The sequence below is a fragment of the Chlorobaculum thiosulfatiphilum genome, from assembly GCF_006265165.1.
Taxonomy (GTDB): domain Bacteria; phylum Bacteroidota; class Chlorobiia; order Chlorobiales; family Chlorobiaceae; genus Chlorobaculum; species Chlorobaculum thiosulfatiphilum.
In genome coordinates this window covers 1-19,752 of the sequence record NZ_VDCH01000036.1, presented here as the reverse complement: position 1 = coordinate 19,752, position 19,752 = coordinate 1, and the positions used below count along the sequence as shown (strand labels likewise).

The following is a 19,752-nucleotide window of genomic DNA, read 5'->3' as shown; positions in this document are numbered from 1 at the left end:
GTTTGCAGGGCAATATCGCCTTGTTTCGATGTCGCTGGTCAGAAGAATATTTCAAATCGCTCTTTTTAGAGATGCCCTCAAACTGAAGTACACGAGAATCATAATGCCTCCAAGCATCTACAGCATCTGCAAGTATAGCCATGGCTCCACCAACCAGAGCACCACCTATACCGCCAACATAAAGACCACCAGCAACAAATGCTTCCCATTCGCCCTCGTTAAACCCTGGTGAAGCAAATGTTATCGATTCGTAACTAACGTCCATAGAATCCGGATGTGCCATCATATATGCCTGAGCCAAAGCCCCGCCCAAACTATGGCCAGTCACATAAACTTTGTTAATACCATTTAATGGATTCGACACATACTCATCAAACGCGTTAATGATCGGTATTTCGGGAAGCAACGCCAAGCTATACATATCAATAATATCGGCAACCCAATCCCCAGCATCATCGCTACCTTCAAATGAAATAACAGCAGTGGCGGCGTCACGATTTACAGCAACAAAAGCACCTGCGCTTCCATTTGAATAGTAACCATTAGCATATGTGCCAGAACCAACATGTATATCTAACGAGGACCATGAACCCGGAAGATCACCTGAAGGATGATAAGCAAGTTGTGAAAAATGAGCCATTTCTGACCATAGCTTTTCATCCGTATCAGCAGTTGCTGCGTCGAGAGTTGTCTCATAATTTTCTAATGCATTGCTGCTTATCGATATTTCTGACTCGATCAGCCCTGTTTTCACCTCTAAAATCCAGTCGCCACCGACGACTGTCCCGCCAGTTGAATTATCTGATGCAGCTAAGTCAGCCCCGATCATCTGTGATAAGTTTTCAACGAATTGTTGTTCTGGAGCACCTTCACCGACATTGCATCCATAAAGCAGTAAATCTCCACCATCTCGCAAAGCATGACCAATTGTTGCCAGTTCATCAGCATATGAGCCGATGTTGGCACTACTGAGTACTGTATCGCCGATGATTATGGCACCCGGAGATCCGTGTGAGATAATCTGTATGGATGAGTATTCCCCATCCTGACAAGAAAGAGTTTCAACTATTTGAGCAATACCATCCTGATCTGCTTGAAGCACATGATACTCTGTGTCAGCTGATGGATTCGAGATCAGCGACTCCCAGCCATCAAGACTGCTGTCGATGAATACTTTCGTTGTAGCCATGATTGTTGGTAATTTTGATTTATTCAAAAAAAAGTCAACAGTTTTACGACACAAGCACAAAGCACGAACTCATTATAGACCACCTTTTCCCTGAGTAGGGCTTGAAAAAGCTATGCATTTAAAGATTAAAGAACTCTATAAGAACAAAAAAAACACAAATAAAACCGCTTTGACATCAGACCCAAAAAACCAATAAAAAACATTACTCTTATACATTTTTCATACAAATAACATATTGAAGCAACAAAAAAAGCAGACAACTCAAGAAACCTGATAGCAAATTCAGGTATCAGTCAAACTCTGAAAACTAAAAACAACTGTTAACACAAAAAAAAGAGGACGGGATAAAATGACCTTCTTCGCAAAAACACTAACGAAAATCATGGTAGAAATTTAGAACAAACACACCATATTTACAACAATTTTCTTTTTACATCCACCGAAATAACGATTATGAGCAACCATCAAATCTTTATCGTTTTTACATTTTTTAGAAGTACTCTAAAACACAAGAAACCGTCAAATGAAAACCAAAAGAAAATAATCGAAATATGTACTTACACTGAGCACTTTGAAAAGTTGCGATCATGAAAAACCGAATAATCCCATTTTGCCAAGCCAAACAATGGAAACGACAGGAAAAACCCCTCAGAAACTTATTACCAGCGGGGCCTTTTCAGGCCCCGCAATAACAATACTGTACAAGTACAAGCGACTAAAAGATCACGAACGCAAGAAGACCAAGACCGGCCACACCGGCAACGACCGCCCCTGCGCTGATGCCATCCGACGAACCGCCGGAAGCCGCCACCGCTGCATTCATCGTGGTGAAATGGAATGCGTCATGCTCATCCTCGTAAGAATTACAGGCAAGGTCGAGGACACTGCCGTCGGCGAAAGTAACGTAGTAGTCCGTGCCGTACTCCAGATTCCCATCCGGATTGACGACGAGGGTATTACCGACAAACGACACTTCGGGGTCCGTTACGTCGAATGTGTCAACAAGGTCTGTACCTTTGTATAAGGTGATCTCGCCCGTACCCGACATAACCATCTCATTGAACGAGATAACGATATCGTCACTAATAGCCTGACCCGTGACATTGTTTGTTTCAAGCTCAGGAGGAGTTGTATCGACCGTGTCATCCGTTGAGAAAGTGTCATCGGCAAACTGGAAATGCTCGACGTTGGTCACCGTATCGGTTCCGCCACCTTCCGACGTATCGACTACCGTATAAACGCCGGATTCGTAGCTGATGCTGTACTGGCTGTGCGGCCCGACATACACGACCGTATCGTCGCCATCGCCGCCGTTGATCGAGTCATCACCAGCATCGTCGGTCACGACATAATACAAGAGGTTTCCTGCACCATCATCGAACGTGATAGCACCGGGAGTCGAGGCACTCGCAGCACTCACAACGCTGCCACCGACAACCGTATCGCTACCCGTGCCACCGTAAACCTCGTCGTCATCGGTTCCACCAAAAACAAGGTCGTTGTCCGCACCACCGAGCATCGTGTCATTGCCGCCTTCGGAGCCGACAACGTCATTTCCAGTTCCTCCGTCAGAATAATCGTTACCCGGCCCAAGAACGATAAACTGACTACCGGCACCGGCATACGTGATGTTGTTGCCTTCACCGCCCTCGTAATGGCCGGGGCCGATGATGATCGCGAAGGGTACGCCGCTCAGGTCGAGCACCGTTCCCGGAGGCAAGTCACTGGCATCGATAATCAGCACCTGATCCGTCTCGCCGCCATCGATGATGATCGGCGTATCGGAATCACCGGTATCCTCCAGAGTGAGTTTCCTGACCGGCACCTCGCCCACCTCCGCCAGATATTCACCGGCTTTTTCGTAAACATCTTCACGGTTCACCATGAAGCCGAGATCATCCTCGCTATCGACAAAAGCTATAACCTGCTCCAGCGGGGTAAGAGAATCGTCGGCAAGCGTTTCGCTTGTTCCGGAAACACCCGTCGGCAGCGTCACCGTCGTATCGCCAAGCACCGTGTCTCCACCTTCAGACACATCTTCCGACTCCGCAACCTTGACCGTCAGGGTGTACGATTCGCTGCTGAAATCGATGCCGTCGCCAACCTCGAAGCCGATAGTCGCAGTGTTGACTCCCGAACCCGGCGCGAATCTCAACTGGCCATTTTCGATCTGCTCCCATGTAATCTCGTCATCATCCCCGACGAGAGTATAAGCAGGAGCTGGCATACCCACCACCATCGCCGCTAACGGAACCATATCCGGATACAGCCTCAGTTCACCTCCGGCCACAGAGGTGATCTTCACGGTCTGGAGCGTGTCGCCGGTATCGGGATCGCTGAAAGTGCCGAAATCGGTCATCGCCAGCACCTTCTCCGTCCCTTCGCTGGTCATCGTCTCGAGATCGTCTTCGCTCGTCGGCGCGTCGTTGACGCCGTCGATGGTGACTTCAGCCGTCTGCGCCACCGAGCCGCCGAAACCGTCCGAAATCGTGTAGTCAACGGTGATCGTTCTGCTGCTGCCCTCGGCAATCGAATCAAACGCAGGATCGGACGGATCGACCGTCAGCGTATCGCCGTCGAGCGTCAGGCCGGCAGGCGCTGTCGCCGAGCCATCGTAAGTCACGTCGGTCACGCTCAACGTATCGCCGTCTGAGTCGCTTGCATCCTCCAACAGATTGACCTGATAAGCCGCATCGCCTTCATCGGCATCGCTCTCAAGCGGCGTCGTGCCTACCTCGGGCGCGTTGTTCGCGCCAGTCACCGTGATCGTCAGCTTCGCATACAGCGAAGAATTTCCAGACGTATCAGTGACCCTGTAATCAAAACTGCCGCTTTCACTATCTTCATGGTGAAAATCGCTGAAATAATCATCTAAAGGAGTGAATTCATACGATCCGTCTGCATTGATTATAAATCTGGAGACCGGAGTTTCGTCCCAATCATCGGTGACGTGCCATTCACCGACAGTGTATGATTTGCCGTCAAACCTGACCTCGCTCACCGTCAAGCCATCGCCTTCCCAGTCGGTATCGTTGGCAAGCAAGCCATGGGCCGCATCGACACTCAAGGTCGTCTTGCTATCGGTAGTACCTTTATCATCAACAGCATGGGGAGGCAGGTTCACGCCGGTAAGGGTAGCGCCGTCGATGTGATTGAGCATAAAATCAACGAGATCGTACTCGTTACTCTCACCATCACCGTTAATATCCTTTATTTTATCATCCCCCTCTTCGAAAAGATCGAGAATATCGACATGCTTGCCGGTAAAGGAGTAGGTGGCGTCGTAGGGATTTCCCTCCAGATCATCACCTTCAGCGTGAAGCGTCAAATCGGTGATGTAACCGCTGACATCGTTATCGTCAACCTCGATATCTCCCTTTAAAACAAAAGAGGCTCCGGCAACAGCCGCAGTGATTTCGGTGACCGAACCGGAAACGTGACCGGTATCGATATCTCCATGGTAGGTGAAATCGCCCGCGTAGGTAAAGTAATTTCCCGATTCCGATATGCTGAAGTGGGTAAAGCTGCTGCCGTCGATAGAAACTTCACCACTGGCGTCCATCGAAAAATGAATATCGCCACCAAGAGAAAGCGTGTAGTTTTCCGGGGCAGAGAGATATTCGATGGTCAGGTCGGTCAGCTTGCCGTTTATTTCAGCGGACGCTTCCTCCACAGAGTACGAACCGCCGATGCCGACGGGCACATCATGCACAGAGTAATGGTAGGCAAAATCAATCAAGCCTTCCGCTGTGACGCTCAGATCATTTGTCGTAAAGCTGAACGACTCGAACCGTCCGTCGAGAAGAGTGACGCGATCCTCATGAACCTCGTCGAAATTGATCTCAATTCCCGTTCCGGCAGCTTGCAAATCAAATTCAAAACCGGCGCCGGAATAGTCGAAGTGAACATTGGAGATGTAAACGGTACCGATAGAGTCGCCACCGCCAAAAAGCTTGTTGATGTCTGTACCGGTAACTGACAGGGTCATATCGCCCAATTCGCCTGAAAAGGTTCCAGTAAAATTGGTTGCATTGAGATTGTCCACTATCGGATCGTCCGATGTGGCCTCTTCGATGTCATAGAACAGTGTCTCCAGATTACCGGCAATCGCTTCCGTGGCGCTATCAAACGCAAGGCGCGGTCTGAGATTGACGATATCATTCCAGGCAGCATTTGCCAGATCATACAACCCGATCGTCGTTGGGGTTAGTGCAGTCATTGCTAATGGATTTTGAATTGAGAAAAAATTACATGAAAGGGGCTGTGCAACTACTTCAGCAAATCTCTTCCAGAAAGAACAGAAACAGAACTAAAAATCGAACCCTGCATACATTTCGTAGCCGTGAACCTCATAGGAACCCCTGAGATCGTACCGCTTTTGATGCAGCCGGATATTGAGGTCGGCAAACCGGTACCCCAAGCCGAGAAAGAACCTGTCACTCAACCGGTAGTCAACACCGGCATTGACGCCAATCAGCTTTCCCCGGACGTCGCCGAGCGGAACGCTCACCCATTCGGAAGAAACCCGATACTTCAGCGGCCCCTTCGTCTGGTACTCGGCAAAACCCCCAACCAGTGGCGACACGACCAGATAATCGAAATGATCGTCTATATCCATTGACCTGAACAGATTCGGCAACGTAGCATCCATCGTAATCTGCAAGGCCTGAACGGCGACCGACGCGCCAAGACTGAACTGCCCCGGCGTCCACAGTACGCGGTTATACTGAAGTTTCAAACGCCTCAACTCCATTTCCAGCGGTTCGGTGAGCGTAACGGGGACATAAAAAAAGAGGAAATGCATCCTCTGGCGCCCATGAATCTTGCCACCGACGCCATCTCTTCGGTACGACAACTCGATGTTCGAGACATCGGTCAGGTCGCGTTGCAGCGAAACGAAGGAAAAATCGGTCAACGCCCGATCGGAATTCTCGTTCCAGACCGGTGTATCCGACGTGTTGACAGGATCGTAGGTCAAATCCGGATTCTGGTGCGCGACCTGCAACCCGGCTTTCACGCGCCAGCGATACCTCTCGCCATCTATACCCGGCCTCGCATCGTCGGCCCGAAGCGCTGCCGGAAACATGAAGGAGCAGCCAAGCAGAAACAAAAAAATGATCGCTCTTCTTACTGACGACTCCGTTCCGGAAACATGGAACACCCTTGTTTTAGCCATCGAACTCCTGGTGAAATTCTGTCAATCAAAAACCGTACAAACGCAAGACTCCTTGTCACTCAGGAAACATCAGTTCTTGAGCGTCGATCCTGAGCGCATGATGGAGAGCGTGAAAAAAAGCAGACGGAAACAGATATGTGAGGCATAATGGCAGGGGCAAACCATTGGTTGAGCGGAACGTTTTTGAACAAACGGCTGAGAACAGACTCAGTGTGAATACCAAAATTCAGACGTAACTTTGAGAATATATCACATATTTTTTAATATCAAAGAAATACGCAAAGCACTTAAATACTTTACTTTTTACACCGCTTTACAAAAAAAATCCATCAAAAAAAAGAACAACAGTTCGCCACAGACGACCTGCAATTCAGTATGCAGGTCATGCTGAAAATGACGCACTTCTGACAAAGGGTTTTGTTCAGGGAAAAACAGTTCGCCAACATACGCACAGGCGTTGCTGCAAGGAGCTGGTATTGCGTTTCAAATAATGAAAAAAGAGAGAGGGGGGAAGGGGAAAAAGAAAAAGGCGGCTACAGTACTTGCTGTAACCGCCTTTGGTGTCGGGGTGGCGGGACTCGAACCCACGACCTCTGCGTCCCGAACGCAGCACTCTACCAGCTGAGCCACACCCCGATGGTGTCCTGTTGAACCTTGTGCCCTTGGACAGATTCGAACTGCCGACCTTCAGTTCCGGAAACTGCTGCTCTATCCACTGAGCTACAAGGGCCTCGTGACCCAAGGGTCATTCAAACAGGAATGCAAAGATAATATTTAAATCGGGAAAAAGAACAACTTTCGCACGGTCTCGAAAAGTTTCCGGAAATTTTTCGAGCCTCAATGCCCGTTCCCGGAGGCCGCCTTCACAAGCGCATCGACGGCGAGATTGGCGCTCATCACCGCGCCGCCCATCGAGTCGTAGTAGAGCTGCTGCGAAAAGCCGCCCGCGATGAAAAGGTTGCTGACCGGCGTCTTTTGCGTCGGGCGGTACTCTTCCATGCCGGGCAGCGGCGCATAGACCGAGCGCGGAATCTTGACGAGCGTTGACTTGAGGATTTTCGCCCCCTGCGACTCCTTCGGGAAGTTGGCGCGAACGCTGCGGTCAACCCGTGCGATGATCTCCTCCTTGCTCAGCTCCATCAGCTCCCTGGCCGGGGCGACGCAGAACTCGAAGCGCGTCTTGCCCTCGAAGCGCTCGCCGCGCAGGGTGCGGTAATCGGGCGTGGTGCGGGTGAGGTTCGCATAGACCGGAATCACGCCATCCGGACTGAAAAGCACGTTGTCGATTGACGTAATTTCTCGGTCGTACCAGAGCTGCACGGAGATAACCGGCACCCCTTCCAGCCGGTCGAGGTTGCCGAAAAAGCGGTCGTGCTGCTTGAGCGACGAGGGCAGCGCCTTGCAGAGATTGTGGATCGGCAGCGCTGCGACGTAGTAGTCCGCATCGAGAATTTCGCCGTTGCGCAACTGCACGCCGCGAATCTGCTGGCCGTCGAAAAGCAGTTCGTCCACCGCCGACTGATTCTGGAACACCGCGCCTCTCGTTATCGAATAATCGACGAGTGGCTGGTGCAAATACTCCTGCGGCGAGCCTTTCAGGAAGCCCATGCGCGACGAATCGGGAATGCGGTAGAAGGTTTCGGTGACGTCGAGGATGATCTTGGCCGAAATCTCCTCCGGCGGAATGAACTTGAGCGCGAGGGCCATCGGGCGAAACATCTTGTCCATCAGGCGCTTGCCGAACTTCTTCTGGTCGGCCCACTCGGCGAAGGTCAGATGATCCTGCGTCGGCGGGTAGTTGGCCTTCTGGAGCGCCAGCGGGACGAGCGACTTCGAGAAGGAGGCCATTTCGCCAAAGGTGAAGTAGCCGTTTTTGATGATCGCCGGAAGCAGGTGCAGCGGACTCGGCAGGTCCCAGGTGTTGAAGGTGAAGCTGTTGCCGCCTTCGAGCGTGTAGGTGAGCTGGTGCTCCTTCCAGAGCACGGCGTGGTAGCTCTTGATCTCCTTCATGAGATCGTAGAGTACGCCGTACGCGCCGAAAAAGCAGTGGGTTCCGGACTCGATCCAGTCCCCCTCCTCGTCCTTCCAGGCCGAAACCTTGCCGCCGTAGATGGGGCGCTTTTCGAGCACCTTGACCTGAAATCCGCGATCGACGAGCCGCTTTGCGGCAGCGAGACCGGCCAAGCCGCCGCCGATAATCAGAACCCTTTTTTTCTCTCCGTTCATTACTTCCGAATGTGACTGAATAACTGTTGTTGCGATCGCTGCGACTCAGATGGCCGAGCGCCCCTCCATCGCCCGCGAGAGCGTCGCTTCGTCGATGAATTCAAGCTCCGCGCCAACAGGAATGCCGCGAGCGATGCGGGTAACGTTGATGCCGAGCGGCTTGAGCAGTTTGCTGATATAGAGCGATGTCGTTTCGCCCTCGACGGTCGGGTTGAGCGCAAGCACCACCTCGCGCACTTCGTCCGATACACTGGGGCCGATGCGCACGAGCAGCTCGCGCACCTTGATGTCGTCGGGGCCGACGCCGTCGAGCGGCGAAATCACGCCGTGCAGCACGTGGTACAATCCTTTGTAGTGGCCGGTTTTCTCGAAGGCGAGCACCTCGGTGGGAGATTCGACGACGCAGATGACCGTACGGTCACGCCCGGTGGAGGTGCAGAGGTGGCAGGGGTCAACGCCGAGATCGGTGATGTTCTGGCAGACCGAGCAGCGGATCACCTTCTCCTTGACGTCGATAAGGGCCGACGTGAGCTTTTCGACCTCGGAGCGCCTCGTCTGCAAGACGTGCATGGTGAGCCGCTGGGCGGTCTTGCGGCCAATGCCGGGCAACTTCGCGAACTCTTCGATGAGCGCCTCGACGGCTCCTGAGCTGTAACGCATGAAAAACGGCTTACTGCCCCTGGCCGCCGAAATGCTTCATCAGGTCGGCGGGATTGATCATGCCGCCAGCGACTTTCTGAATCTCGTTCTGCGCGAGCTGCGCCGAAGCGTCGAGCGCTTTGTTGACGGCGGCCACGACCAGATCCTGCACCATATCGACATCATCCATGATCTCGGGATCGATGGTAAGTTCGAGCAGTTTCTGCCGTCCGTTGACCTTCGCCTTCACCATGCCGCCGCCAGCCTCGCCCTCGGAAACCAGTTTTTCGAGCTGCTTCTGCACATCCTGCATCTTCGAGCCAGCCTCCTGAAGCTGCTTCATCATATCGCCAAAATTAGGCATCGCCATGGTTCGTTCTCCTGTGGTTTTGGCTCAAGGCCGGAAAATCGTGCTCATAAGCGGGAAATCGTGCTCATAAGTCTTATAGGTCGTGTAAGTCCTATACGACCTATTCTTTCAATCAGCTCTTCCTGCGCAGCGCGAGGTAAATTTTCTCCAGAATATCCTCGGTGGTGAGCTTGTACTTTTTCAGCAGGTCGTCGGGCTTGCCCGATTCACCGAAGGTGTCCTCGACGGCGACCATCTCGATCGGCACGGGAATGTTGCGGGCGCAGACGTTGGCCACGGCCTCGCCGAGACCGGTGTACATCTGGTGCTCCTCGGCGGTCACGATCGCGCCAGTGTCGTTGGCCGCGCGGACGATGGCGAGAGTGTCGATCGGCTTGATGGTATGCATGTTGATGACGCGCACCGTCACCCCCTCTTTTTCAAGAATCCGGGCCGCTTCGAGCGCTTTCCAGACCATGATGCCGCAGGCGATGACGGTGACATCCTTGCCGGGATGCAGCTCGATGGACTTGCCGATCTCGAAGCCATCCTCGTCGGAGGTGAAGTCCGGCACGTTGGGACGGCCAAAGCGGAGATAGACCGGCCCGACATGTTCGAGGATGGCTTTGGTGGCGCGTTTGGTTTCGCTGTAGTCGCACGGCACGACGACGGTCATGCGCGGCAAACTGCGCATCAGACCGATATCTTCGAGAATCTGGTGGGTCGCGCCATCCTCGCCGAGCGTCAGGCCGGCGTGCGAAGCGCAGATTTTAACGTTGAGATTGGAGTAGCAGACCGACTGGCGAATCTGGTCAAAGACACGCCCGGTCGCAAAAACGGCGAAGCTCGACGCCACGGGAATCTTGCCGGTGGTAGCCAAGCCGGCGGACATCGAAATCATGTTCGCCTCGGCGATGCCGGTCTGGATGAAGCGCTCCGGAAACTCTTTACGGAAGAGGTTCATATTCAGCGACCCGGTCAGGTCGGCGCAGAGAGCGACAACGGACGGATTTTGGCGGCCAACCTCAAGCAGCGCCTCGCCAAATCCGGTGCGGGTAGCCTTGTTGCCCCGTGAAGAATACTTCGCGGTCTGTTCGATGGTAATTTTCTCTCCCATTAATGACAGAATACCTTAAATTTGAAAAAAGTTACGCAGGAACTGAGTGTCTGCCGGGTTAACCCCGCCATTGATATTGAGTTGCGCCCACAAAGCCCATTCCGATGACAAAAATTGAATATAAGCATACGCATATAGCGGCAAAAAAAAAATTAGGTCAAAACTTCCTGCTGGACAAGAACATCCCGAAGAAGATCGTCCGTGAGTCGGGAATCAGGGAAGGCGACCGGGTGCTTGAAATCGGCCCCGGCTTCGGCGCGCTCACGACGGCGATTCTCGAAGTGGTGCCATCGTTCACCGCCATCGAGAAAGACCGCGAGCTGGCGAGGTTCATTCGTGAGGAGCACCCGCAGATCGAACTCATCGAGGGCGACTTCCTCAAGGCGCCACTCGAACCGCTCGCGGCTGGCGGCAAACTCGCCGTGCTCGGCAACATCCCCTACTCCATCACCAGCCCGATCCTGTTCCGGCTGCTCGACAACCGGCATCTCGTCGCGTCGGCCACGCTGATGATGCAGCATGAAGTCGCCCAGCGCATCGCCGCCGTTCCGAGCACAAAGGAGTACGGCATCCTCGCCGTGCAGATGCAGGCTTTTTGCGATGTAAAATATTTATTCAAGGTAAGCCGATCCGTCTTCAAACCCCGCCCGGAAGTTGACAGCGCCGTCATCCGCATGGTGCCGAAAGCCGCCGACCCAGTCGAGGACTGCGAGGGATTTCGTCTTTTCGTGCGAAGAGCTTTTCATCAGCGAAGGAAGACGCTCTGGAACAATCTGAAGGAATATTACGACAACTCAGCCGTACCGGAAGCCACACTGAAATTGCGGGCAGAGGCGCTTTCTGTGCCGGAGCTGATAACGCTGTTCGGGCAGCTTCGGGCGATTGACCGGGGTGACGCAGACGAACGATCGTTCTGACCGTATGATGAAAAAAAAATCAACAACGAAACGCTGCGCCAAGAACGGGATCATAGAGCTTCCAATCGACAGACTCTTCAAGCAGACCGCAACCGCTCAGAGATAGCGAAGATTGATGGTCAGCTCCACGCTTTTGCGATCGAGCACGAAAGCGGCATCGTCGAACGAGGGCGGGCCGAATTTCGATTTGGGGTTGTTCGACGTCCCGACCCCCTCTTTGGGCATTCCGAGGAAATTGGCGTCGAGCTTGCCGTTGCCGTTCTCGTCGTGCTGAACCGCGACCGCATAGGTACCGTAGGGAACATCGCCGAAAACCACCACATGCGCCGAACCGGCCGCCGGAGTCTTGGCTTTCCTGATCGCCCGGTCGTATTTGCCGGGAAATCCCTTTTTCGCATTGAACAACGCCACGGAGAGATTGCCGTCGCTGCTGCGCAAACCGGTAATCTTGACCGTGATCGCGCCGACGCCAGCCGGAACTTCGACCTGCTCTGGCTCGGCAGCGACGGCGTTTCGCGACATCGCCGGGAGTTGCACGGAAAGCAACGCGATGATGACTATCCAGCATGATCTTTTCATGACAATTTCCATCAAAAGGTTCTTTGAAACTTCACGAAGTTGCCGCTTCCCTCAAAGCTCGCGGCCTGGTTCGAGCAAGCGTTTGTAATATGAGCCGGTGGTGTAGAGCGCGGCGGCGGGATTGTGGCCAAGTACGCGATCCTTGACGATGAGCGTCGTAACCGGGGCGTCGGAGTGCTTCGCGAAGAGGCTGTCGTGGCCGACGCAGAGGCCGATGACGACGTTCAGGTCGGTCGGCTTTTCGTTCATGACGCGGGCTTGCAGCACCGGATTGCAGAGCGATTCGTGGCTTCCGGGTTTGAGTTTCAGCTCCTCGTCGAGACCGATGTCGCTCTTGTCCACCGCGCCAGCCTTGCAAAGCGCCGAGAACGGCTCGAATCCGTTGGCTTCGAGAATCTTCGCAAAAACGCGGGCCTCTCCGGCAAGCCCGACGCAGGTGGCCAGGCCGATCTTTTTGGCGCCGATGCGCCGGGCGAAGGTGACAATCTCCTCGGCGCGGGTCAGCTTTCCGTAGTAAAGCCCCTCGACTTCGGCGGCGGCTCTGGCGATCTTTGCGTCGATGCCGTCGCCACGGTAGAACTCGAGGCTCTGGTCGAGCTGCTCCCTACCAATCGCCTCGCTGAGGCAGCCGTCCGGCAGGCGCTTCTCCTTGCGGTAGCAACTCATCGTGTGGCACTCCACGCAGCCGCGTTCGTTTCCGGCACGATCCGGTTTCGGTTCATCGTTCATAACAGTCATTTTCAAAATGGGTTAAACGCCGCCGTCACTCGATTCGAGATACTTCCGACGCGGCTTCGGCGGTGGCTCGCGTCCTGACGCCGGTGAGAATCAGAAGGCCGAGGCCGAAGAAAACGAGCAGCGAGGCGAGCGCGATCTTCTGGCTTCCGGCCTGGGCGGAGACGATGCCAAACACGAGCGGGCCGATAATTGCCGACGCCTTCCCGAAACTACCGTCGTAAAAGCCGAAAAATTCCGTGACGTGCTCCTTCGGCGTCAGCCGCGCCATCAGCGAGCGCGAGGCCGCCTGCGACGAACCCATCGACATTCCGGCAAGCAGGCCGGTCATGAAAAAGGTCTCTTTGCTCACAGAGAGAATCGCCATCAGGATCACCGCGAACCAGATAAAAAGCGTGATGACGATGGTGCGCTTCGGGCCGATCTTGTCGGTAACGAAGCCGAAAACCACCGAGCCGACGATGGCTGTCGTCTGCACGGTCATGAAAAAGGTGATCAGCTCGCCCGTCGTGAAGCCGAGCGTGTTCTGCGCGTAGATCGAGGAGAAGGCGATGACCGTCAGAATCGCGTCGTTGTAGAAAAAGTAGGCGAGCAGGAACCGCGCCAGATCGGGATAGCTCATGATGTGCCGGATCGTGTAGCCGACCTCCCTGATCGAGTGCGCGAACGAGGAGCCGCGCTCGCGCCGCCGCTCGCCGCCGGGCGTCGCGCCTGCCGAGCCTTTCGTGTCGCGCAGCGTCAGGAAAAGCGGCGCGGAGAAAACAGCGAAGAAAATGGCGACCAGCAAAAAACTGAGCTTCAGGTTGGAAATGTTGGCGGGCACGATCCCCTTCGAGAGCAGCGGCAGATTGAGCAAGAGAATGGCGAACGCGCCGAGGTAGCCCATCGCGAAGCCGTAGCCGGAGACCCTGCCGATACTGCGCGGGGAGGTGATCTCCGGAAGCCAGGAGTCGTAGAAAACCAGGCCGCCCTCGAAGCCGATGTTGGCGAGGATGAAGAGCGCCGCCGCCACGAGCACCATGCCCGGCCCGGAAAAGGAGAGCAGCGCGGTCGAGAGCACCGAGATGAGCGTGAAGGCGAAGAGAAAGCGCTTGCGGCGGCCCGAGTAGTCCGCCTGCGCGCCAAGCACCGGGGAAATGAGCGCCACGAGCAGCATCGAGATGCTTACGCTCGCGCCCCAGAGCGCGTCGCCCCAGGGTTCGCCATGGCAGATGATATTCTTGAAGTAGAGCGGAAAGGCGAACGTCACCATCATGACGCTGAACGATGTGTTCGCGAAATCGAACAGCAGCCATGAAAAAATCCGGGCCTTCTGCGATGTGTCGTTCATGCCCATCGGAAGGCCGGGTTACGCTCCGCCGAGATGCGCGAAGAGCGACTCGAACAAGCGCCGTCCATCCTCCGAGCCGAGCAGCGCTTCGCTGGCGCGTTCGGGATGCGGCATCAGGCCGAGCACATTGCCCTGCCTGTTGACGATTCCGGCGATGTTGTTCATCGAGCCGTTGAAATTCGCCTCCTCCGTGGCGTTGCCCCCGGCGTCGGTGTAGCGGAACGCCACCTGCCCGTTCGATTCGAGGCTCTCGATGGTTTCGGGCGAAGCGATGTAATTGCCTTCGCCGTGCGCCACCGGTACGCGCAGCACCTCGCCTTTTTCGTAACGATCGGTGAAGATCGTTGTGTTGTTGGCGACGCTGATGGTGGTCTGACGAGAGACGAACTTTCGCCCGGCGTTGCGGATCAGCGCCCCTTCGAGCAGGCCGCATTCGACCAGCACCTGGAAGCCGTTGCAGATGCCGAGCACCGGACGCCCCTTGCCTGCGAAGTCGATCACTTCGCGCATGAGCGGCGAAAAGCGGGCGATGGAGCCGCAGCGGAGATAGTCTCCGTAGGAAAATCCGCCGGGCAGGATGACGGCGTCGCACCCCTTCAGGTCGTGGTCGTTGTGCCAGAGCATCACCGGCTTTGCGCCGGGAAACGACGCGACGGCGTATTCGGTATCGTGATCGCAGTTCGAACCGGGAAATACCACGATTCCAACGGTAACATCAGCCATAAGAGCGTGCGGAGTTTAGTTGACGGGTTCCAGTTCGAAGCTGAAATCTTCCATGATCGGGTTCGACAGGAGCTTCTGGCAGATTTCCGAGCAGACGCGCTCGGCCTCGGCCTGGGAGGCTTCGTCGATAGTCACCTCCATGTATTTGCCGATCCGGATCGACTCGACGCTCGAATACCCGAGATTTTCAAGCGCATGCTGCGCCGCCTTCCCCTGAACATCGAGAATCGAGGGACGAAGGGTCACTTTGATCTTAGCCTTGAATGCCATAGCAATGGTTACGTTGCAAGTTGAGGAGGCCGGAATGACGCATCAGAGCTGCCATTGCCTGACCATGAGCGTCACGGACCTGACGATTCCGAGCAGAATATACAATAACATGGCCACAAAAAAAGCCTTGGCCTGAAAGACCAGCACACAGAAAATCGTGATGACGTACGCAATCATCTGAAAAGGGTGACGGCGAACGGATTCGAGATTCGGCTTGGGCAGGGCGTCGTAGTTGACTTTGCTGACCATGAGAATGGCGAGCGAAACGGTCAGAACCAGCAGCACCTTCTGAAGCGCGACGCCTGTGAACAGGGGTTCGACGCTCATCCACAGCACGAACGAGGCGATGGTCATTGCCTGCGCGGGAGTGGGAAGGCCGGAAAAAGAGTCCTTGTGATAATCGATCAGGTTGATGTTGAAACGAGCGAGACGCAATCCGCTGCCGATCATCAGGAGCGAACTGAAGAGCAGCCCCTGCGGCATACCGAGAGTCGAGAGGCCGAACTGGTAAACAAGGTACGCTGGCGCTGCTCCGAAGGAGACGAGATCCGAGAGCGAATCGAGCTCCACGCCGAATTCGGAGGAGCTGTTGGTGAGTCGCGCCACGAAGCCGTCGATGGTGTCGAAAAATGCCGCGACAAAGATGAGCCACCCGGCGATGATGAAATTGCCCTCGCCCGCCATGACGATGGAGACGTAGCCCGACACCATGTTCATGACCGTGAACACCGACGGCACGAACGAGCGCGAAACGAAGGGAAAGCGCCGCCGGGGCCGCTGGTCCCCGTCTTGCAAAACCGGAGGATAGCGTTTTTGCCGAGCTGTTCTCTCTTCTGTACTCATAAATGAATGTACTTCAGTAAAGTTTCACCGTTTCGCGCCAGACCTGCCATCACAACCATCAAAACTCCGGTGGACGACGACCTGAACCGGTGCGTCTATACCCTTGTAAAAGTTTTGAAAAGTAAGCGATTCCGGTACTCTTTTACAACAAAGAGTTCGAAGGCCGCGCCGATGATTGTTGAAAAATCCCCCGACGGGATCGAGAGCTGCGCATCGTTCCGAATAACGCTGTTTTCTTCACAGGTCATTCTGGGTCAGACAAAGTCTGGGGAAGCGTCAGTAACTCTCCTCCTCCGACGGAAAGCTGTTGCTGCGCACATCGATGACGTAGTTTTTCACAGCTTGCTCGATCACCGAGGAGAGGTCGGCGTAGCGCCGGACGAATCTCGGGCGGAACTCGTTGCTGAGGCCGAGCATATCGTTGATGACCAGCACCTGGCCGTCGCACTCAGGCCCCGCGCCGATGCCGATGGTCGGAATCGTCAGCGAGCGGCTCACCTCTCCGGCGAGTTTCGAGGGAATCTTTTCAAGCACGATGGCGAACGCTCCGGACTCTTCGATGATCTTCGCATCTTCGAGGAGCTGCCGAGCCTCCTCATCCTCCATCGCGCGAACCTTGTAACTACCATATTTGTAAATAGATTGCGGCATAAGGCCGAGGTGGCCCATAACCGGAATGCCAATGTCGGTGATCCGCTTGACCGCCTCGGCGATCACCTTGCCCCCCTCCATCTTGACGGCGTCGCATTCGTGCTCTTTCATGATCTTGCCCGCGTTGCGCACTGCGTCCTCCGACGAAAGCTGGTAGCTCATGAAGGGCATATCGACCACCACCATCGCCCGGCGCGTCTCGGCATGTACGCCGCGCACCACCGCCTTGGCGTGATAAATCATCTCGTCAACGGTCATCGGCAGCGTAGTATTGTGCCCGGCGAATACGTTGCTCGCCGAGTCGCCGACCAGAATCGCGTCAACGCCCGAGCGGTCGAGAATCCGCGCCATCGTGTAGTCGTAGGCGGTCAGCATGGCGATCTTCTCGCCGCGCTGCTTCATATCGAGCATCCTGCGGGTTGTGACGTGAGGTAGTTTATTGGCGGAGGGCTGGTTCATATCGGTCGTAAATTAGAGTGATAAATGAAAACCTTCAAGGCGTTCGATCTCCCCGGAAGTCAAGAGTTTCGCGCCCGATCCGGCGGCCTTCCCCACTTCGGCGATGAGGAGCGGTACGAGATCGGCATAACCCGCGCCGGAGAACTCGTCGAGCGACGCGGTTTTGCGCTCCATGTCGGCATCGACCGCATCGACAAGTTCGCGGGACGCACCCGCAAGATAACGAGAAATCTGCCGATGACGCGCAGTCAGCGGCAAAGAACCGTGCTGGAGCAGCACATTTCCCTGGCGCCGCTGCGCCGAGCCAACGATTTTGCGCCCGCCGACCTGCAACTCGTAGCGGGCCGAGGCGGTGAAACAGGAGACCGATTCGGGGGATGCGTACCGCGCCCGGAAGTCAGGCTGCGACCGGCAGAACTCCGCCGCGACGCCGACTTTGGACAGCGACCGCGCGATGGTTTCGTGCACCATCTGGTAGATCGCTTCATTCGGCAGCGGCGTGGCGGCGAAAAACGAGTAGGTCAGTTCGTCGGCATGAAACACCGCCCGCCCGCCTGTGGGCCGCACCACCACATCGACGCCCTCGGCGCGGCACCGCTCCCGGTCGATCTCCGCCGGATTCTGGTTGCGCCCGAGCGACACCGTCGAAGGCGACCACGCATAGAACCGCCACAGGCAGCCCCCCTCGCCAAACGCCCGCGCGAACGCCCCATCCGCAAACGCCCGCATGAGCCGGACATCGAAATCCATGTTAAACTGACCGGAACAGGCTCCGGTATCGACGCAGTAAACCGATGAAAAAAGAGGTTCCATGAGGGTATCAAGATAACACAAACTGGCAGGGCAAGGACTTCCGGTGAGAAAATAACAGGCGCAGGGGAAAAAAAGAAGTGGCGAGCAGGGGCTTTTCCTGCGGACTTTCATAAACTTTCCGTATCATTCCAGTAGTAGTATCCCGAGCAGTACCATTTACTGAACCCATAATCTCTTGGATATGTCCTTTCACTGTAAGCAAATGCGATTCATCATTATGCTGCTTATGGTACTGGCATTTACATTTGTAAACACGATTATTAACATGGAAGCTGGTGTTGCTTATCATGGCAACCCAAGTACACGAAAATTCCATCAACCACGATGTAAATATTATAACTGTGCCCAATGTACAGTGTTGTTCAGCGGTCGTGAGGCTGCGATCAATGCTGGATACGTACCATGCGGAATATGTAAACCATAATAAAATGCAGTGTCAAGGTTTTACGAAATCTGGCAATCCGTGTCGTAATCAAGCAAGCGCAAACGGGTTTTGCCACATACATGGTGGAACTCCCACACGAAAAGCACGGCGTCGAGAAGCTGAGCATTTATACAACAACATGACTCCTGAACAAAAAGCAGAGAATGACAGCTACGTTATGGGCTGTATGCTTGTAATTATTGCTTTTGCAATTCTTTATGGATTAATAACGGGAGACTGGCAAGGAGTTGGAAAATGGCTTTCAAGATAAAATCATAAACTGAGTATTTATCAAGATAAACTCAACAGAGATGAGAAAAGCATTTTATATTTTAGTAATTGCAGCAACAAGCACTTTATATGGCTGTCAAGATCAATCCTCTCAGAATGAAATTCAATTAGGCCCAGATGAGGGTATAAACAGAACAAAGATTTCGAGATTTTTTCAGAGCAATCCGGTGATAAATAAAGTTCAGATCAGGACTCCATTGAGCGACGCTGTTGCCACTGAATTTATTAATAAGTTAATCGTCTTTCAAAGAAATATCGGCGAAGATGATGAAGATTTTGAACTTTATCTAAATGGCCGCAATAATCAAGAACTCAATGATGTAAATAAAGGAAGAATCGAGATTTATTTTGCTGACGGCAAGGTTTTCAAATATTCAAAAAAGTCATCTCGTGTAAATTCAATGGTTTTTGATGATGGACTTAAAGGCATTGCGGGAAATATTGGAACAATTCACGCCGTATTGATGGGCAATATCGAATACGAAAAATTATTGATAGAACATATGAAAAAGAAGAAAATCCTATCATTTACGCTTGAAGGCTTCGAAACAAAGATTACCGACAAAGAAGCAGACGAGTTTAGAAAAAACATAAATACGGTTATGACCATGAAATAAGATATTGCGTCAAAAAAACCAGCATTAATGACATTGCGGGACTATGCGACATCGCCTCATATTTGGGCTCTTCGCAGAATATCGTGGGAAGAAGGGTGTGTATGAGGTAACATAGAGTAATTTTGAGCTTTACCCAACCGCACCTTGATACTCCCATGCAGAGCCTGACGAGCCATTACCACCAACTTTTAGGTCTTTCCTCAAACTGGAAGGTCGAGAACGTTCATCTGTCGATGAGCGGCAAGCGGGTCGAGATCAGACTGGTCTGTACCGGCAAGCAGGTCGCGTGTCCGGTATGCGGTGCATCATGCAGCATTTATGACCATACCACTGAGCAACGATGGCGTCATCTGGATACCATGCAGTTCGAGACCATTCTGGTGGCCTGTTTGCCACGTTGTCAA

The 19,752-nt window shown here is 53.9% G+C and carries 19 protein-coding genes and 2 tRNA genes; 4 read left to right on the top strand and 17 right to left on the bottom strand.

The genetic code is table 11. From position 1 onward, the window contains the following. From FGF66_RS11635 to FGF66_RS11595, 9 genes are all read right to left on the bottom strand, one after another. Nucleotides 1-1,189, bottom strand: a 1,189-nt coding sequence (locus tag FGF66_RS11635; protein WP_139457797.1) for a DUF4347 domain-containing protein, incomplete at its 3' end; no start/stop codon positions are given. Nucleotides 1,190-1,904: 715 nt separating this feature from the next. Further along, nucleotides 1,905-5,408: a cadherin-like domain-containing protein gene (locus FGF66_RS11630; RefSeq protein ID WP_139457796.1), complete on the bottom strand. Its 3,504-nt coding sequence runs from the start codon at nt 5,406-5,408 to the stop codon at nt 1,905-1,907. A gap of 90 nt (nt 5,409-5,498) precedes the next feature. Further along, nucleotides 5,499-6,365 (bottom strand): hypothetical protein, encoded by an 867-nt coding sequence (locus FGF66_RS11625; RefSeq protein ID WP_139457795.1) that lies wholly within the window; start codon nt 6,363-6,365, stop codon nt 5,499-5,501. Nucleotides 6,366-6,928: 563 nt separating this feature from the next. Beyond that, nucleotides 6,929-7,001, bottom strand: a tRNA-Pro gene (locus tag FGF66_RS11620). A 21-nt stretch (nt 7,002-7,022) separates the two neighbouring features. After that, a tRNA-Arg gene (locus FGF66_RS11615) sits at nt 7,023-7,095 on the bottom strand. Nucleotides 7,096-7,202: 107 nt separating this feature from the next. Beyond that, nucleotides 7,203-8,591 carry an oleate hydratase gene (locus FGF66_RS11610; RefSeq protein WP_139457794.1) on the bottom strand — a complete coding sequence of 463 codons (1,389 nt, stop codon included), beginning with the start codon at nt 8,589-8,591 and terminating at the stop codon, nt 7,203-7,205. A 45-nt stretch (nt 8,592-8,636) separates the two neighbouring features. Beyond that, nucleotides 8,637-9,251 carry a recombination mediator RecR gene (gene recR / locus FGF66_RS11605; RefSeq protein WP_139457793.1) on the bottom strand — a complete coding sequence of 205 codons (615 nt, stop codon included), beginning with the start codon at nt 9,249-9,251 and terminating at the stop codon, nt 8,637-8,639. 10 nt (nt 9,252-9,261) lie between these two features. After that, nucleotides 9,262-9,600 (bottom strand): YbaB/EbfC family nucleoid-associated protein, encoded by a 339-nt coding sequence (locus FGF66_RS11600; protein WP_139457792.1) that lies wholly within the window; start codon nt 9,598-9,600, stop codon nt 9,262-9,264. Nucleotides 9,601-9,712: 112 nt separating this feature from the next. After that, on the bottom strand, nt 9,713-10,696 hold the full coding sequence (locus FGF66_RS11595) for a transketolase family protein (RefSeq protein WP_139457791.1): 984 nt from the start codon (nt 10,694-10,696) through the stop codon (nt 9,713-9,715). Nucleotides 10,697-10,800: 104 nt separating this feature from the next. Here FGF66_RS11595 and rsmA point away from each other — a divergent pair, with 104 nt between their 5' ends. Further along, the gene (gene rsmA / locus FGF66_RS11590) at nt 10,801-11,613 is read left to right on the top strand and encodes a 16S rRNA (adenine(1518)-N(6)/adenine(1519)-N(6))-dimethyltransferase RsmA (RefSeq protein WP_139457790.1); all 813 of its coding nucleotides are present in this window, start codon (nt 10,801-10,803) and stop codon (nt 11,611-11,613) included. Nucleotides 11,614-11,709: 96 nt separating this feature from the next. Here the strand turns inward: rsmA and FGF66_RS11585 are convergent, their stop codons facing one another. From FGF66_RS11585 to FGF66_RS11550, 8 genes are all read right to left on the bottom strand, one after another. Further along, a complete protein-coding gene (locus tag FGF66_RS11585; RefSeq protein ID WP_170181358.1) occupies nt 11,710-12,192 on the bottom strand; it encodes a DUF2141 domain-containing protein in 483 nt (160 codons plus the stop codon). 51 nt (nt 12,193-12,243) lie between these two features. Beyond that, the gene (locus tag FGF66_RS11580) at nt 12,244-12,921 is read right to left on the bottom strand and encodes a DUF1847 domain-containing protein (RefSeq protein ID WP_170181357.1); all 678 of its coding nucleotides are present in this window, start codon (nt 12,919-12,921) and stop codon (nt 12,244-12,246) included. Nucleotides 12,922-12,955: 34 nt separating this feature from the next. After that, nucleotides 12,956-14,263, bottom strand: coding sequence for an MFS transporter (locus tag FGF66_RS11575; protein WP_139457788.1), 1,308 nt, complete (start codon nt 14,261-14,263; stop codon nt 12,956-12,958). A gap of 12 nt (nt 14,264-14,275) precedes the next feature. Then, on the bottom strand, nt 14,276-14,980 hold the full coding sequence (gene purQ, locus FGF66_RS11570; RefSeq protein ID WP_139457787.1) for a phosphoribosylformylglycinamidine synthase I: 705 nt from the start codon (nt 14,978-14,980) through the stop codon (nt 14,276-14,278). 15 nt (nt 14,981-14,995) lie between these two features. Beyond that, entirely contained in the window at nt 14,996-15,250 is a 255-nt protein-coding gene (gene purS, locus FGF66_RS11565) for a phosphoribosylformylglycinamidine synthase subunit PurS (RefSeq protein WP_129051524.1), read from the bottom strand. A gap of 42 nt (nt 15,251-15,292) precedes the next feature. Then, a complete protein-coding gene (gene pssA, locus FGF66_RS11560; RefSeq protein ID WP_139457786.1) occupies nt 15,293-16,093 on the bottom strand; it encodes a CDP-diacylglycerol--serine O-phosphatidyltransferase in 801 nt (266 codons plus the stop codon). A gap of 276 nt (nt 16,094-16,369) precedes the next feature. Continuing rightward, complete coding sequence (gene panB / locus FGF66_RS11555) at nt 16,370-17,203, bottom strand: 3-methyl-2-oxobutanoate hydroxymethyltransferase (protein WP_139457785.1); 834 nt, start codon at nt 17,201-17,203, stop codon at nt 16,370-16,372. A 12-nt stretch (nt 17,204-17,215) separates the two neighbouring features. Beyond that, entirely contained in the window at nt 17,216-18,016 is an 801-nt protein-coding gene (locus FGF66_RS11550; protein WP_246046683.1) for a lipoate--protein ligase family protein, read from the bottom strand. 287 nt (nt 18,017-18,303) lie between these two features. Here FGF66_RS11550 and FGF66_RS12990 point away from each other — a divergent pair, with 287 nt between their 5' ends. The 3 genes from FGF66_RS12990 to FGF66_RS11535 all read left to right on the top strand — a co-directional run. Further along, entirely contained in the window at nt 18,304-18,711 is a 408-nt protein-coding gene (locus FGF66_RS12990) for a DUF5763 domain-containing protein (protein ID WP_246046682.1), read from the top strand. A gap of 40 nt (nt 18,712-18,751) precedes the next feature. Further along, entirely contained in the window at nt 18,752-19,348 is a 597-nt protein-coding gene (locus FGF66_RS11540) for a hypothetical protein (protein ID WP_139457784.1), read from the top strand. A 155-nt stretch (nt 19,349-19,503) separates the two neighbouring features. Continuing rightward, on the top strand, nt 19,504-19,752 hold a 249-nt coding region (locus tag FGF66_RS11535), incomplete at its 3' end, for a transposase family protein (protein WP_139456716.1).

What these genes read in the sequence shown, in the direction of transcription:
- FGF66_RS11630 (WP_139457796.1), bottom strand. Translation starts at nt 5,408, where the DNA reads ATGACTGCACTAACCCCAACGACGATCGGGTTGTATGATCTGGCAAAT.
- FGF66_RS11625 (WP_139457795.1), bottom strand. Translation starts at nt 6,365, where the DNA reads ATGGCTAAAACAAGGGTGTTCCATGTTTCCGGAACGGAGTCGTCAGTA.
- FGF66_RS11610 (WP_139457794.1), bottom strand. Translation starts at nt 8,591, where the DNA reads ATGAACGGAGAGAAAAAAAGGGTTCTGATTATCGGCGGCGGCTTGGCC.
- recR (WP_139457793.1), bottom strand. Translation starts at nt 9,251, where the DNA reads ATGCGTTACAGCTCAGGAGCCGTCGAGGCGCTCATCGAAGAGTTCGCG.
- FGF66_RS11600 (WP_139457792.1), bottom strand. Translation starts at nt 9,600, where the DNA reads ATGGCGATGCCTAATTTTGGCGATATGATGAAGCAGCTTCAGGAGGCT.
- FGF66_RS11595 (WP_139457791.1), bottom strand. Translation starts at nt 10,696, where the DNA reads ATGGGAGAGAAAATTACCATCGAACAGACCGCGAAGTATTCTTCACGG.
- rsmA (WP_139457790.1), top strand. Translation starts at nt 10,801, where the DNA reads ATGACAAAAATTGAATATAAGCATACGCATATAGCGGCAAAAAAAAAA.
- FGF66_RS11585 (WP_170181358.1), bottom strand. Translation starts at nt 12,192, where the DNA reads ATGAAAAGATCATGCTGGATAGTCATCATCGCGTTGCTTTCCGTGCAA.
- FGF66_RS11580 (WP_170181357.1), bottom strand. Translation starts at nt 12,921, where the DNA reads ATGAACGATGAACCGAAACCGGATCGTGCCGGAAACGAACGCGGCTGC.
- FGF66_RS11575 (WP_139457788.1), bottom strand. Translation starts at nt 14,263, where the DNA reads ATGGGCATGAACGACACATCGCAGAAGGCCCGGATTTTTTCATGGCTG.
- purQ (WP_139457787.1), bottom strand. Translation starts at nt 14,980, where the DNA reads ATGGCTGATGTTACCGTTGGAATCGTGGTATTTCCCGGTTCGAACTGC.
- purS (WP_129051524.1), bottom strand. Translation starts at nt 15,250, where the DNA reads ATGGCATTCAAGGCTAAGATCAAAGTGACCCTTCGTCCCTCGATTCTC.
- pssA (WP_139457786.1), bottom strand. Translation starts at nt 16,093, where the DNA reads ATGAGTACAGAAGAGAGAACAGCTCGGCAAAAACGCTATCCTCCGGTT.
- panB (WP_139457785.1), bottom strand. Translation starts at nt 17,203, where the DNA reads ATGAACCAGCCCTCCGCCAATAAACTACCTCACGTCACAACCCGCAGG.
- FGF66_RS11550 (WP_246046683.1), bottom strand. Translation starts at nt 18,016, where the DNA reads ATGGAACCTCTTTTTTCATCGGTTTACTGCGTCGATACCGGAGCCTGT.
- FGF66_RS12990 (WP_246046682.1), top strand. Translation starts at nt 18,304, where the DNA reads ATGGCAACCCAAGTACACGAAAATTCCATCAACCACGATGTAAATATT.
- FGF66_RS11540 (WP_139457784.1), top strand. Translation starts at nt 18,752, where the DNA reads ATGAGAAAAGCATTTTATATTTTAGTAATTGCAGCAACAAGCACTTTA.